14 protein-coding genes and 1 pseudogene are annotated in these 12,784 nt (G+C 69.3%); 4 read left to right on the forward strand and 11 right to left on the reverse strand.

What is annotated here, in order from left to right:
- Nucleotides 1–74 precede the first annotated feature (74 nt).
- Nucleotides 75–932, forward strand: a pseudogene (locus OHA58_RS35870) (IS200/IS605 family accessory protein TnpB-related protein); the annotation flags it as partial.
- A 6-nt stretch (nucleotides 933–938) separates the two neighbouring features.
- On the opposite strand, the gene OHA58_RS35875 reads toward OHA58_RS35870, so the two are convergent.
- On the reverse strand, nucleotides 939–2,753 hold the full coding sequence (locus OHA58_RS35875; RefSeq protein WP_405483867.1) for a coagulation factor 5/8 type domain-containing protein: 1,815 nt from the start codon (nucleotides 2,751–2,753) through the stop codon (nucleotides 939–941).
- A gap of 236 nt (nucleotides 2,754–2,989) precedes the next feature.
- Between OHA58_RS35875 and OHA58_RS35880 the strand changes: the two genes are divergently transcribed.
- Nucleotides 2,990–3,151 carry a substrate-binding domain-containing protein gene (locus tag OHA58_RS35880; RefSeq protein ID WP_405483868.1) on the forward strand — a complete coding sequence of 54 codons (162 nt, stop codon included), beginning with the start codon at nucleotides 2,990–2,992 and terminating at the stop codon, nucleotides 3,149–3,151.
- 49 nt (nucleotides 3,152–3,200) lie between these two features.
- Here OHA58_RS35880 and OHA58_RS35885 read toward each other — a convergent pair whose 3' ends face one another.
- The 7 genes from OHA58_RS35885 to OHA58_RS35915 all read right to left on the reverse strand — a co-directional run bounded on the left by OHA58_RS35885 (nucleotide 3,201) and on the right by OHA58_RS35915 (nucleotide 9,033).
- Nucleotides 3,201–3,560 carry a hypothetical protein gene (locus OHA58_RS35885; RefSeq protein ID WP_405483869.1) on the reverse strand — a complete coding sequence of 120 codons (360 nt, stop codon included), beginning with the start codon at nucleotides 3,558–3,560 and terminating at the stop codon, nucleotides 3,201–3,203.
- 155 nt (nucleotides 3,561–3,715) lie between these two features.
- On the reverse strand, nucleotides 3,716–4,408 hold the full coding sequence (locus tag OHA58_RS35890; protein ID WP_405483870.1) for an alpha/beta hydrolase: 693 nt from the start codon (nucleotides 4,406–4,408) through the stop codon (nucleotides 3,716–3,718).
- 105 nt (nucleotides 4,409–4,513) lie between these two features.
- Entirely contained in the window at nucleotides 4,514–4,870 is a 357-nt protein-coding gene (locus OHA58_RS35895) for a PRC-barrel domain-containing protein (protein ID WP_405483871.1), read from the reverse strand.
- A 17-nt stretch (nucleotides 4,871–4,887) separates the two neighbouring features.
- Nucleotides 4,888–5,781 carry an RNA polymerase sigma factor SigF gene (locus OHA58_RS35900; RefSeq protein WP_405483872.1) on the reverse strand — a complete coding sequence of 298 codons (894 nt, stop codon included), beginning with the start codon at nucleotides 5,779–5,781 and terminating at the stop codon, nucleotides 4,888–4,890.
- A 101-nt stretch (nucleotides 5,782–5,882) separates the two neighbouring features.
- A complete protein-coding gene (locus OHA58_RS35905; RefSeq protein WP_405483873.1) occupies nucleotides 5,883–6,533 on the reverse strand; it encodes a pyridoxamine 5'-phosphate oxidase family protein in 651 nt (216 codons plus the stop codon).
- Between the two features lie 132 nt (nucleotides 6,534–6,665).
- Entirely contained in the window at nucleotides 6,666–7,436 is a 771-nt protein-coding gene (locus OHA58_RS35910; RefSeq protein WP_405483874.1) for an SDR family NAD(P)-dependent oxidoreductase, read from the reverse strand.
- A 148-nt stretch (nucleotides 7,437–7,584) separates the two neighbouring features.
- Complete coding sequence (locus OHA58_RS35915; RefSeq protein ID WP_405483875.1) at nucleotides 7,585–9,033, reverse strand: MFS transporter; 1,449 nt, start codon at nucleotides 9,031–9,033, stop codon at nucleotides 7,585–7,587.
- 204 nt (nucleotides 9,034–9,237) lie between these two features.
- On the opposite strand from OHA58_RS35915, the gene OHA58_RS35920 reads away from it, so the two are divergent.
- On the forward strand, nucleotides 9,238–9,693 hold the full coding sequence (locus tag OHA58_RS35920; protein ID WP_227292924.1) for a MarR family winged helix-turn-helix transcriptional regulator: 456 nt from the start codon (nucleotides 9,238–9,240) through the stop codon (nucleotides 9,691–9,693).
- Nucleotides 9,694–9,820: 127 nt separating this feature from the next.
- Entirely contained in the window at nucleotides 9,821–10,210 is a 390-nt protein-coding gene (locus tag OHA58_RS35925; RefSeq protein WP_405483876.1) for a hypothetical protein, read from the forward strand.
- Between the two features lie 54 nt (nucleotides 10,211–10,264).
- Here OHA58_RS35925 and OHA58_RS35930 read toward each other — a convergent pair whose 3' ends face one another.
- The 3 genes from OHA58_RS35930 to OHA58_RS35940 all read right to left on the reverse strand — a co-directional run bounded on the left by OHA58_RS35930 (nucleotide 10,265) and on the right by OHA58_RS35940 (nucleotide 12,670).
- Nucleotides 10,265–11,002: an SAM-dependent methyltransferase gene (locus tag OHA58_RS35930; protein WP_405483877.1), complete on the reverse strand. Its 738-nt coding sequence runs from the start codon at nucleotides 11,000–11,002 to the stop codon at nucleotides 10,265–10,267.
- 47 nt (nucleotides 11,003–11,049) lie between these two features.
- Nucleotides 11,050–11,910: an alpha/beta fold hydrolase gene (locus OHA58_RS35935; protein WP_405483878.1), complete on the reverse strand. Its 861-nt coding sequence runs from the start codon at nucleotides 11,908–11,910 to the stop codon at nucleotides 11,050–11,052.
- A gap of 214 nt (nucleotides 11,911–12,124) precedes the next feature.
- The gene (locus tag OHA58_RS35940) at nucleotides 12,125–12,670 is read right to left on the reverse strand and encodes a hypothetical protein (RefSeq protein ID WP_405483879.1); all 546 of its coding nucleotides are present in this window, start codon (nucleotides 12,668–12,670) and stop codon (nucleotides 12,125–12,127) included.
- Nucleotides 12,671–12,784 lie beyond the last annotated feature (114 nt).

Here is a 12,784-nt window from a genome sequence, read left to right on the forward strand (position 1 = left end):
CCTACAACTGGAAGGAAGCGATCAACACCCTCGCCGGCTTCAAGCTGTCGCCACTATGCCCCGGCGACCACACGCTCAGCGAGCAGGGGTGGCGGGCTCGTTGGGAGGCGGCCCGGATGTTCCTGTCCGCTGACGGCGAGTCCGGCAAGCGCCTCGGCAACGAGACCATCCGTCTCGATCTCGACGGGCAGTTGAGCCTCAAACTCCCTGCCCCGCTCGCCCACTTGGCGAACGCCCCGCACGGCCGCTACGTGCTGGCCGCCCGGGCGGTGTTCGCGCACCGGGGCCAGGCGTGGGCGGACCGTGTTTCTTCTATGACCTGTCCGGCAATGCCGCGCATCGGGATGCGCAGATCCGGCACGCCACCAGCCGCCTGCTCCACTATGCGCAACAGTGTGGCGCGAGCGCTATGGCGATCGAGGACCTCGATTTCGCGGACTCCAAAACCCGGGAGAAGTACGGCCGTAACAAGCGTTTCCGCCGTCTGATCTCCCGCTTTCCCACCGCACGGCTGGCTGCCCGGCTCATTTCGATGGCTGCCGAGCAGGGCATCAGCGTGATCGCGGTCGATGCCGCGTACAGCAGTCGGTGGGGCGCCGAGCACTGGCAGAAGCCGACCAGCATCCCCACCCATCAGACCACCCGGCATGAGGCCGCGAGCCGTGATCGGAAGCCGCGCCCAGGGATCCGGGGCGCGGCGACGGACGACACCGCCCCCACGCGACCGGAGAGATCGCGTGGGGCATCGGATCGCCCAGGCCGCACTCGGAAACCCCGGACGTGAGGGAGACCGCCCACCCCGGACCGGACCACCACCAGGAGTGGTGACGCCACCAGGGAAGCGAAAGCGGCGACCCAGCCCGCCCAACACCGTTCGGGACGGGCGTAGCGAACGAGAGTGGATCTCCGACTCACTCCCGCTCACTTTCTAGGAACGGTCAGGGATACGAGACCACGGTCGAGGGCACCGTGGACGTGCCGGACGTGGCGGCGCCGATGTCGTTGATGACGTGCTCGTACTGGCCCTGGCCACCCAGGGACACTACGAGGAGGTCGTGGAACTTCACGCCCGACGTGTTGGGCGCCGCGAAGCCGTGGTCCTGGCGGATGGTGTTGTCCGACGTGTAGTTGCAGTAGCTGCCCAGTCCCCAACCCTCGTGCGTGGTCACGGAGTCGGCGACCTTGTACGCGGCGAAGCCCTTGACGTTGCCGTCCTGGACTGCGGCCTGGTTCGGGGCGTCGTACGCCTTCTCGTTCTGGAAGAAGATCGTGCGGCCGCGCTGGCCGGCCCAGTACACGTCGTACTTGTTGAAGTGCTCGACGAACAGGCCGGTGGCCAGCACGTCGTCGCCGTTGACGCGCACGCCGTAGTCGGCGCGGTTGGTCTCCCAGCCGACGCCGTCGCCGTGGTCGGCGCGCCAGACCCACGTGTGGTCGATGATCGTGTGCCGGCTGTTGACGACGATGCTGGTGGTGGCCTTGCCGGGGCCCGCGCCGCCGATCCGCACGAAGACGTCCTGGACGGTGATGGGGTTGGCCGAGTGGTCGGCGGACGCTCCGGAAGGCCCGACTTCCAGCAGAGTCTGCGAGTTGACCGCGCCCGCGTCGATCAGGAACCCGGCCAGGCGCACACCGTCGACGTCGGCGGCCTTCACCGCCGTGACGCCGTTGTCCGGGATGAGGGTGGCGTAACCGAGGCCGAGGACCACGGCGTTGGCGCGCTTCACCTCTATTGCCGCGTCGAGGTGGTAAATCCCGGGCGTGAGAAGGAGGTTGAGGCCCTGGTCGAGCGCCGCGTTGAGGGTGGCGGCGGTGACACCGGGCTTCGCCACGTAGAACTGGTTGAGCGCGAGCGAGGTGCCCCGGGGTGTGCCGCTGCCCCAGGTGGTGCCGCGCGCGTCGGTGCGCCTCTCGGGCAGGAAGACCTTGTAGTCGGCGCCGTCGAGGTACAGGAAGGGCTTCTCGCGGGACACGGGCGTCGTGTTGAGCGTGGTGTACGGCGGGTCCGGGAAGCTCTGGGCGGGGGCGCCCTCGACGCCGGAGAACACCATGTTCCAGACGGCGTTGGTCCAGCCGCCGACGGAACTGTCGCGGGTGTACCACTGCTGCTGCGAGTACGGCCCGACGGTGCCGTCGATACGACTGTCGGCGATGTAGCCGCCGCTGGCCCAGCCGTAGCCGTCGGGGGCGAGGTTGAGGCCGCCTCTCACGTGCATACGGCGGAACGGCGCGGCCTGGGCGACGGCCCAGCGGTTGGTGCCGTTGACGGGGGTGAGGGCGAGGTTCTCGGCGGAGCGCCAGAAGTTCTGGGTGGCGTTGCCGTTGAACCAGCCGGCGTCGACCGTGACATCGCCGTTGATCGAGGTGTCGTCGGGGGACAGGCCGAGACCGGCGATCGAGGTGTAGAAGCCGAGCTGGGCGTTGAGGCCGTTGTACGTGCCGGGCTTGAACAGGAACGCGTAGCGGCCGGAGCCGAACTGTGCGGACTCCTGCTGCTTGAAGATCTCGTCCAGCTTGGCCTGGATGCCAGGGGCGGAGGGGTCGAACACGATCACGTTCGGGCCCAGGTCACCGCCGCCGGGCAGCGGGTCGGCGGCGGGCGCCGCGGAGGCGGGGGACCCGAGTGCGAGGAGGCCGGGAGCGGTGGCCGCGGTCGCCGCCATGATGCCGAGAACGGTCCGGCGCGAGGGGGTGACGGAACCGGCTGTGGGCGAACTGGACGTGGTCGAGGGGTTCGTGGGGGGCGTGAGCATAGGGCGACTCTCCTGGTTCAGTAAATGAACGAATGAGGGGGGTGGGAGCGCTCTCTTGCGGTCGAATGCTTCATCTGTGTGAACGATGCGTCAAGACTTAAATCCAGAATCATCGAAATTAGTGGCGGGCGTGGGGCTGTTGGGGCTCCCGTCGAGCCGCCCAGCTGCCCTCGTTGGTCCAACACCCCTTGAACGAACAGGTGTTGACCGTCTCTTGGCAGCCTCGAGCCTCGAGCGTGGCCGTCACCTGCAAGCCGCAACTGACCACCGTTCGCCGGCCGGTGGAGGAGATGGCCGGAGCGATGGCACGCCTCCTCCAGGGACACATCGAGGGCACGCGGACCGAGCCCACGTCCCTGATCTTCGAGCCCGAACTGGTGCTCCGGCAGTCGGCGTAGACCAGCGGGGGAGAGGGGGCAGGGCGCCCCCTCTCCCCCGTACGACCGGTCAGTCCTGTGCCGGGGTGAGGAACACCGAGCGCAGCTTGAGGTTGTCGGTGGCCGGCCTGCCGTGCGGACGCAGTGTCCAGGAGTCCCCTTCGCAGTCGGGCCCGGTGAAGACCATGGCCCACTCGTCCGTGTCGTTGTGCGGGGCGAACGCGGGCTCGGAGGAGTTCGGGTCCGCGACCTCGGGGAGGGTGACGCACTGACGGCTCGGCAGCTCGTGGAGGGTGACCGACTGCGGCTGGCCGTTGAGCCCGACGAACTTGTACGAGAAGTCCCCGGTGGCGGCGTGGGCGGAGGCCGGAAGGGCCAGCGCGAGAGCGAACGCGGCGAGGGAAGCGGCAATGGTGGAGCGACGGCGCATGGACAGCCTCATCATTCGGTGCTTGGGGAAGGTCCATGGCAGCTTCGCCCATGGGCCCTCCCGTCACGCCGGCGACAGAAGCCGAAAGGATTCACTGTCGCCCGTTCGGCGGAACGCTCCGAGGTGCACCTGTCACGTCATGTGTGTGAGAACGCTTAGGGCGTACGGCCGTTGAGGGCGAGACGGTCGGCGACGTCGGTGGGGAGCGGCGTGAACCCCAGCAGGCCGCTCACGATCCGGCCGGTCCGGCGGTGCCAGGAACCGGCCTGCCGCAGCATCGCGTGGTCGCCGCCCGGCATCAGCAGCGTGCAGGCCTCGGCACCCGCGGCAGAGGCCCGGTCGGCGTAGTCGACGGAGGCCGCGGGATCCGTCGTGCGGTCCCGGTCGCCGTGGAGCAGCACCACGCGCCGGCCGCGCAACTGCGTCACCGGCTCACCCTCCGGACACCACGGAGCGAGTCCCACCACGCCTTGGACGAGCCGATGCCCGCCGGCCCGCAGTGCCGCACGTCCGCCCATGGAATGACCGACGAGGACGGTCGGCACGTCCCCGGCGCGTACGGCCAGTTCGTCCAGTGCCCGCAGCGCGTCCCGGAGCGGATCCTCGCGGTCACCGTTCCAGCCCCGGCAGCGATAGCGGACGCTCCCCACCAGCAGCCCCTGGCCCTCGCAGGCACGCTCGACGGCCCGGGCGAACGGACGCATGCGCGCACCCGCGAGACTCAACCGCGGCACCGCTTCCGTCCCCTCCGAGCGGCCACCGTGCACGAGGAGCACCGCGGCCCGCGGCGGTTCGACGGCCACGGGTGCCACGAGTGCCGATCGCGGATCGTCGTCCCATACGAGCACGCTGTCTCCCCTTCGTCGTGCCCCGGCCACGCGGCCCGGCGCTGCGAGGCCATCATGACGAATCCGTAGCCGCGGGCCGAACGGATGGGTGCGAGGCGGCGCGCGTCAGCGACGGGCGAGCTGCCGCTCCCCTTTCGCCCCGGGCTCGTACGGCAGTCCGTAGTGCCGGAACAGGGGTTCCTCGTCCTCGGCGGGCAGCACGTCGTCCGTGCCGATCGATGGGCACTTCTTCACCAGCGCCTTCGCGTAGTCGACCTTGACGTAGGCCGGCCCGACGACCGCGCCGTCCAGCGGTACGAAGACGAGCCTGTGCCGCGTGGGGAGGCCGATCTGGACGGTGGCCATGGCCGGTTCGTCGGTCCGGGTGTTCACGTAGACCGCCTCGAGCGTGCCGATCTTGTGGCCGTCCGGGTCGACGACGTCGCAGGAGCGCCACTCACGGACATCTGCGGCCTGGATCATGGTGGAGCCCCTCTGTGTCAGGCGAACATGCCTGTTCTGAGCTTAGTGAGGGTGCGGGTCAGGAGCCGGGAGACGTGCATCTGGGACACGCCGATCTCGGCGCCGATCTCCGACTGGGTCATCTCCTGGCCGAACCGCATCTCGAGGATGCGGCGCTCACGGCCTTCGAGCTGTTCCAGGAGCGGCGCCAGCGTGTGGAGGTCCTCCACCGTCTCCATGGCCGGATCCGGCTCGCCGAGCACGTCGGCGAACGTCCTCGAAGCGTCGGTCGGGTGCTCGCTGGGATCGCTCGGCATGTCGATGGACCCCGCGGTGTAGCCGTTCGAGGCGACCATGCCCTCGATGACCTCGTCCTCGCTGAGCTCCAGGTGCTCGGCGAGCTCCTTGGGAGTCGGCTCGTGGTCCAGGACGGTGGACAGCTCGTCCTTGCCCTTGGCCAGGTCGACGCGCAACTCCTGGAGGCGGCGCGGCACATGGACGGCCCAGCTGGTGTCGCGGAAGAAGCGCTTGATCTCGCCGACGATGTACGGGACGGCGAAGGAGGTGAACTGGACCTCGCGCGACAGGTCGAACCGGTCGATCGCCTTGATCAGGCCGATGGTCCCGACCTGCACGATGTCCTCCATCTCGCCACTGCCACGGTGGCGGAAGCGGGACGCCGCGAACTGGACGAGGGACAGGTTCATCTCGATCAGCGTGTTACGGACGTACTGGTAGTCCTCGGTGCCCTCTTCGAGTACCTGGAGCTGCTCGAAGAACACCTTGGAGAGATCCCGTGCGTCCTTGGGCGCGACCTTGCCGGCGTCTTCGACCCACGGAAGCTCGCCCGGGCCGACGGTCGCGTCGGCGTCGTGCGTCGTCGTGGCCTGCGCTCGCGCATCTTCATGAGCGTGCACCGAAGTTGCCGTCATGTCCCTGCCTTTCGTGTCGGCCCCGTCCACAGCGTCTGCCCTCGTCCGCTCGGGTTATGCCTGTCGTCGCGGGAAGCGGCGTGGACCGGCCGGGACCTGACCTATCTCTGTCCCAGGTAGGCGTGGGACATCTGCTCGGTGAAGTAGTCGCCGTCCTTGGGGCGTCCAGGGGCCCTTCGGTTCGGCTGGTGCGCGGGTTCCAGGTGGGGAATGTGCTTGGAGCAGTGGACGTATGCCTCCTGGACGGTGATGCATATCCACATCTCGGCCTGCCGCCCCGGGGCCGAATCCCTGGGCAGCGTGGGGCAGATGGCCCGTAGCTCACGGTCGCCGACCAGTCGGGCAGATCCGTTCACATGCAGCCCTATGTGGTCATGGGTGAAGTCGATGAAGAGCAGGCCCATGTGGGGGTTCTCGGTGATGTTGCCCGCGCTGGCCATGACTCCGTTGCCCCGGTACTCCGGGTAGGCCAGGTGGAGGTCGTCGAGGACGGCGACGAACCCGGGCGGCCCGGCGCGGAAACTGGCGTCGCAGTGGCCATGTGTGTCCGCCGTGGACAGGAACACCATGGTCTGCCGGGCGATGAACTCACTCATCGCCGGCGTCAGACGGGGCTGGACCTGACGGTCGTAGAAGTCATCGGCGCGCTCGCTCGTCCCCATGTGGGCCTGCAGGGCGCGTTCACCCTGGGAGGGCACGGCGCGTTCACCCTGGGAGGGCACGGGGTGGGGGGTGTGGGGGCGGAGGGGCATGCCGTGATCACGTCTCAATCGCCAGGGGTGGGCAACGAGCGAGCGTGGCGCCCACTCGAACTGTGGGGCCACGCTAGGCCATTGGCGATCCGCGGACGCGACGGTTCCGCCAGGAACAGGCGCCGGCCGGTGCTACGCGGCGATCACGGCGGCGCCGACGCGGCCGCCGTCGACGTCCACGACCGTGCCGTGGACGAACGCCGACTCGTCCGAGGCCAGCCAGACCGCGGCGTGCGCGATGGCATCGGGCGTGCCGATCGTGCCGAACGGCGTGCCCTTCATCATGATTTCGCCCGGGTGCGGCTCGCCGCCCTCGGCCGCGCGGGGGACGATCACGCCGGGCGAGATCGCGTTCACCCGCACCCCCTGCGGGCCGAACTCCGCCGCCCACGCGCGCGTGAGCGTCTCCATGGCTCCCTTGGTGGAGCTGTAGAGCGACCCCACCGGGACGCCCAGGCGGGCGATCCAGGAGCCGAGATTGACGATGACTCCGCCACCGTTCCGGGCCATCTCCGGGGCGACATCTGCGGTCAGGAAGAAGGGCGCCTTCACATTCACCGCGTAGACCTGGTCGAAGGTCTTCTCGTCCGTCGTGGTGGTGGTCCCGGGCGGGTAGATGCCCGCGTTGTTCACCAGCACGTCGAGGCGCCCGCCCAGCACCTGGCGGGCCTGCTCCGCGAGGCGGCGGGAGGCGTCCGCGCTGCCGTCGAGGTCGGCCTCGACGAAGTCGGCCCGCCCTCCGGCCGCACGGATGCCCTCGACGACGTGCTCGCCGCGTGCCCGGTTGCGCCCCGATACGACGACGTGGGCCCCCTCGGCGGCGAACGCCTCGGCGATCGCCTTTCCGATGTTGCTGGTTGACCCCGTGACGAGTGCGGTCTTGTCCTGCAGTCGTCCACTCATGGCCGGCTCTCCTCAGTCTCGGTTCTCCCGCTCACCGAGCCGGTCGGGAACACCGCCCGACCTGGCCCGGCGGTCCGTTCATCCGGACCGTGAGACCGACTGTGCTCCGATGAAATTGGACCCGCAAGTCCAGTTTCTGCGGCCCGGCCTACGCCTTGGCCTCGGCCGGTGCGGCAGCCGGTGCGGTGCCCGCATCGACGGGGGTGGCGCGTACGGCCGGGATGACCGCAGCGATCAGCGCGGCGACGAGCGCGACGCCTCCGCCGACCATCAGAGCCGTACGGAAACCGGCTTCGGAGCTGAAGCTGTAGCCGCCCATGGTGGTCGTCATCTGGGAGAGGACCACGCCGATCACCGCGGCGCCGACCGAGGTGCCGAGGGAGCGCATCAGCGTGTTGAAGCCGTTGGCGGCGGCGGTCTCCGAGAGCGGCACCGAGCTCATGATGAGCGCGGGCATGGAACCGTAGGCGAGTCCGACGCCGCTGTTGATGACCATGCAGACCACCATGAGACCCAGGCCGGAGCCCATCAGTACGAGCGACAGGCCATATCCGGCGGCGATCACCAGGACTCCGCAGATGAGCGTGAACTTCGGGCCTCGGGCATCGGTGAGCTTCCCGCCGAGCGGGGAGACGATCATCATCATGATGCCGCCGGGCGCCATCCACAGGCCCGCCGCGAGCATCGACTGGCCCAGGCCGTAGCCGGTGGCCTCGGGGAACTGCAGCAGCTGCGGGATCACGAGCATGCTCGCGTACATACCGAAGCCGACGAAGATCGAGGCGACGTTCGTGAACAGCACGCGGGGCCGGGCGGTGGTGCGCAGGTCGACCAGCGGGTCCCGGGTGCGTGTCTCCCACCAGCCCCAGCCCAGCAGTACGAGGACGGCCGCGGCGAAGAGTGTGAGCGTCGTCGCCGAGCCCCAGCCCCATTCGGCGCCCTTGGAGACCGCGAGGAGGAGGCAGACCAGGCCGACACCGAGACCGAGCGCGCCGGGTGCGTCGAAGCGCTGGCCCTTGGCGCTTGCCGGGACGTCGGGAATGAGGAACCAGATCAGGGCGGCGATCAGTACGGCAAGGACGGCCGAACCCCAGAACAGCACACGCCAGTTGGCGTACTGGGCCACTGCGGCGGCGATGGGCAGGCCGAGGCCGCCGCCGATGCCCATGGACGCGCTGACCAGGGCGATCGAGGAGCTGAGCTTCTCCTTCGCCACCACATCGCGCAGGAGGGCGATGCCCAGCGGCACCATGCCCATCCCCATGCCTTGCAGGCCGCGTCCGACGATCATCGGCACGACGGATGACGACAGCGCGCACACCACGGAGCCCGCCATGAGCGGGACCGAGCACACGAGCAGCATGCGGCGCTTGCCGATCAGGTCGCCGAGACGTCCGGTGACCGGCACGCACACGGCCCCCACCAGCAGGGTCACGGTGATGACCCAGGCGGCGTTCGACGACGTGGTGTGAAGGATCTTGGGCAGCTCCGCGATGAGCGGGGTGACCAGGGTCTGCATGATCGCGGCTGTGGTGCCGGCGAAAGCCAGAGTGGCGACCACGCCGCCGGCGCGTGCCGTCGGCTGGGGGGCGTCCATCAAGGGGCTCCTTGCGTGTCTGCGGGATTGCGGGATTCGGGTGACTGCGGTGTGCGGGCGTCTGCCGGATGATGTGCATCGTACACATCGAATGCATGAGGCACATTGTGTGGTGGCTGCATTTGACTGTGCGACGATTGGCGCGGGGGTGTGCACGAACGCGCGGTGCGACGCCGCGGAACGACAGCAGGAGGCGGCAGACGCATGGCCAGGCCCACGTACGAGCTCGAGTACGAGCAGATGCTGCTCAGCCGGCACGGACTCGTGCACCACAAAGGCGGGCGCCCCGAGAACGGCACCCTTGAGCGCAGCGCCTACATCCTGCTGAGCCGCATTCGCGTGCAGGGGCCCATGTCCATCGGCGAGCTCAGCGACGCGTTCGGGCTCGACGCCTCCACCCTGAATCGGCAGACCGCCGCCGCGATGCGCGCCGGACTGGTGGAGCGCATCCCTGATCCCGAGGGCGGCATGGCCCGCAAGTTCCGCATCACGGACAAGGGTGCGCGCGTCCTCGACGAGGAACGCGATCACATCGTGGGCAGCCTGGACCGCGTCATGACCGACTGGGCGGACGAGGACATCGCGGCCTTCACCACCTACCTGAGGCGCTTCAACATGGACATCGAGCGCCTGGGCGGCCGGCCGTGGCCTCGGCCGTGAGGTGTGCGCCGGTGAGCCGGAGCGCGTGAGGCGGAGCAGGTGCGCCGGAACCGCTGAAGCCATGCCCCTGGGGAAGTTGGGGCGTCGGGGCCTTCCCGGGAGGCGTCTGCCGTTAGAATCCGCTCTCATGTCGAACCCTGACGAACTGCTCGTCGACCTCGCCGGCATGGTGGAGTCCGAGCAGAGCAATCAGATGTCCCTGACTGTGGTGACCAGCGGTGCTGTGATCACCGGACGCCTCGCCCCCGAGGCCGTGTGGAGGCAGCGCGTCTCGGAGGTCCTGACGGACTCGGACCACCTCGGCTCCTTCTCGGAGATCTTCACCGCCGACGAGAAGCCCGATGAACAGAAGCGGGGCGAGACCGATGACGGCCTCGCACCCACCCATCTGCACTTCCATGTGGCCCGGATCCTTCAGGGCGCCGTCGGCATCCCCGAGACGGGCGGCATGTACCGCGTCGCGATCCAGGACGTGAGCGCCTGGACCGTGGGCGACTTCAGCTACTCCGACCGCTGACGGCCAGAGCTCTGACGCCCGGAGTTCGGACACTCCGCGGAGTGCTCCCGCGCATCACTCGTCGGTGGGCCGCAGGACCAGGCTGACGAAGCCCCACGTGTCCCGGTAGACACGCAGCCATTCGTCGCGGCGCACCGTGGCGGTCGCGAGTGCCTCCTCGCTGTCCGGATCGGCGCGGTGGTCGAGTGCCCATGACGCCAGGGACCCCCAGCAGGCCCACTCGTAGTCGTCCAGCTCGCGCCGCGAGCTGACATGCCCGTGGACCGGAGTCCAGCCGTCGGCGGCGACACGCTCCAGCGTGGTCGCCAAGTCGGCGAAGTCGCCCAGCATTTCGACGGCTTCCTGCGACGGCTCACGCTCCCAGAAGCCGTCTCCGATCACGACGCGTCCGCCCGGAGCCAGGTGCTTGCGCGCCGCGGCGAGGGTGGGCAGCAGGCCGCCGAAGGCGTGCGAGGCCCCGACGCTGAGCACCAGGTCGAACGGGTGAGGGGAATGCAATTCCGCGGCCTCCTGGCGGTGCAGCACGAGGCGTTCTCCGACGCCACGGGCGCGTGCCGCCTCGCGTGCCTGACCGAGGGCGTCCGCGGAGATGTCGACGCCCTCGGCACGCAGGTGAGGGTGCACGCCGAGGGCCCGCAGAAGCCATTCCCCGCTGCCGCACCCCAGATCGAGTACGCGCTCGTCGCCCCGTGGCGCCCCGCGTTCCAGGAGCTGCTGGACGGAAGTGTCGTCGAGCGGGGCCTTGATGGGATGGTCGACATGGGCGAGCCGGGACATCAGTTCACGATTCACCGGCGCAGCATGACAGCGCCGAGGACGGCCCGCACGTCCATTTCCACCTACGCCAGGAAGCCCGCCGTGGCCCTCACGAACCAGGCCGCGTCGTCGAGCCACGGGTAGTGTCCGGCACTCGGCTGGACGACGAACTCGGCGTCCGGGAACAGCTGGGCGAACTCGGCCATGGTGCGCGGAGGCGCCCCGAGGTCGACCTCGCCGGCCAGCAGGAACACCGGAGCCGTGAACCGCGCCAGCGCGGTGCGCGTGGCATCGGGGTCGAAGGCACCCGTGGCGCCGTAGGCGGCCACCACCTCCATGTTCATCCGCTCTTCCCCGGCGGCCTGATGTGCCTGTGCCGTTTCGTCCCAACGGCCGTACGAGAAGGGGGCGATGGCTTTCCAGTGCTCGTCGGTCGCGTTGCCGGCGGCGACCGCCTCCAAGGCCTGGAACGCCGACGGGAACCACGGTTCGCCCCCGCGCAGCTGCGCGGTCTCGGTCCGCAGGTCGCCCGTGATCGTGAGGCCGACCGCCCGGACGCTCGGCGTGATCAGCGCGAGCCTGCCGACGCGTTCCGGATGGCGACCCGCGTACAGGACGGCCAGATTCGCGCCGCCGCAGTGCGCGAGCAGGTCCATCCGCTCCAGGCCGAGATGCTCGCGCAGGGCCTCGATGTCGTCGACGAGCCGGTCGCACCGGTACGACGTCGGATCCTCCGGGACGGCCGACAGGCCCGTGCCCCGAAGGTCGAGCCTGATCAACTGCCGGTGTGCGCCCAGGCCTCCGAGATCGCCGAGATACTCGGAGTCCGTAGGCCCACCGGGCAGGCAGATCAAGGGAGTTCCGTCGCCGAAGGCGTGGTACGCGAGCTTGGTGCCGTCGTGCGCGGAGAAGGTGGTGACGTCGTCGAGGGGGAGCTGTCGCATAGGGTCATGGCCTTTCGGGATGCCTGCGGGCACTCCCGGAGCCACCTATGTCAGGTGAACCGCACCACCGTGCGGGAGGAGAGCACCCAGCCTGATACAGCGTTGACGGGACTCACCTCCTCGGTCGAATACGTGCACGCGACGCTATCAGCCGACCGCGCTTTGCGGGAACAGAATCCGGGGCCAGGCGGCCGGGGGCGGTGGTGGCGCGGGCTCACCTGACGGAGGGGCCCTGGCCTCGGGCGGGGCACGCCCTGGCCTCGGGGGGGCACGCCTCAGCTCGTTCCCCGGCGTGCTCCTTGAGGAACGCACCCGCGTGAGCCGCGGCCTCCTCCTTCGTGGCGTACGAGGAGTCGCTGCCGGGTTCGCCGCGTGTCCCGTCAGCGCCTCGGCCGGTCCACCGCCAGCCACCCGATGACGGGTCCCGCGTCAACTCAGCGGTACCGCCGCAGAGTTCGACGACGCCGGCCTCCGCATCACCGGTTGCCGCCTTGCGGACGGCGTCGGGCCACTTCTTGCGGGCGCCCTGCCGGGTGATACCCCGAGCGGCACCCAGCTGCTCGTAAGTCGCACCGTAGGAGCCGGCGGTCTTCGCGGCGGTCGCCGTCAGACGCTTGACCGCTGAGTCCACCACCTTCCAGGTGGCGAGGGTCGACAGTGTCACCTCGAGGGGGTCCGCGTCCCACATACGCTCCTCGGGCAGTCCCGCCTCCCGGGCGCGCAGGGCCGAGGCGAGCGGGTCACGCTCGAGGTGACTCATAAGGCCCACCCGCAGGACCCCATAAGGCGACCTTATGGGGTCATAGACTCAGCCCGACTACTAACTAAGGTTTGCCTTAGTTTAGGATTCCCGTTGAGTGTCCATGCCACGAAG

Source organism: Streptomyces sp. NBC_00009 (genome assembly GCF_045040855.1).
GTDB classification, from domain to species: domain Bacteria; phylum Actinomycetota; class Actinomycetes; order Streptomycetales; family Streptomycetaceae; genus Streptomyces; species Streptomyces aureus.

Excerpts from the sequence above, each read along its gene's own strand:
- OHA58_RS35875 (WP_405483867.1), bottom strand. The coding sequence starts at position 2,753 with ATGCTCACGCCCCCCACGAACCCCTCGACCACGTCCAGTTCGCCCACA.
- OHA58_RS35885 (WP_405483869.1), bottom strand. The coding sequence starts at position 3,560 with ATGCGCCGTCGCTCCACCATTGCCGCTTCCCTCGCCGCGTTCGCTCTC.
- OHA58_RS35895 (WP_405483871.1), bottom strand. The coding sequence starts at position 4,870 with ATGATCCAGGCCGCAGATGTCCGTGAGTGGCGCTCCTGCGACGTCGTC.
- OHA58_RS35900 (WP_405483872.1), bottom strand. The coding sequence starts at position 5,781 with ATGACGGCAACTTCGGTGCACGCTCATGAAGATGCGCGAGCGCAGGCC.
- OHA58_RS35905 (WP_405483873.1), bottom strand. The coding sequence starts at position 6,533 with ATGCCCCTCCGCCCCCACACCCCCCACCCCGTGCCCTCCCAGGGTGAA.
- OHA58_RS35910 (WP_405483874.1), bottom strand. The coding sequence starts at position 7,436 with ATGAGTGGACGACTGCAGGACAAGACCGCACTCGTCACGGGGTCAACC.
- OHA58_RS35915 (WP_405483875.1), bottom strand. The coding sequence starts at position 9,033 with ATGGACGCCCCCCAGCCGACGGCACGCGCCGGCGGCGTGGTCGCCACT.
- OHA58_RS35920 (WP_227292924.1), top strand. The coding sequence starts at position 9,238 with ATGGCCAGGCCCACGTACGAGCTCGAGTACGAGCAGATGCTGCTCAGC.
- OHA58_RS35925 (WP_405483876.1), top strand. The coding sequence starts at position 9,821 with ATGTCGAACCCTGACGAACTGCTCGTCGACCTCGCCGGCATGGTGGAG.
- OHA58_RS35935 (WP_405483878.1), bottom strand. The coding sequence starts at position 11,910 with ATGCGACAGCTCCCCCTCGACGACGTCACCACCTTCTCCGCGCACGAC.
- OHA58_RS35940 (WP_405483879.1), bottom strand. The coding sequence starts at position 12,670 with ATGAGTCACCTCGAGCGTGACCCGCTCGCCTCGGCCCTGCGCGCCCGG.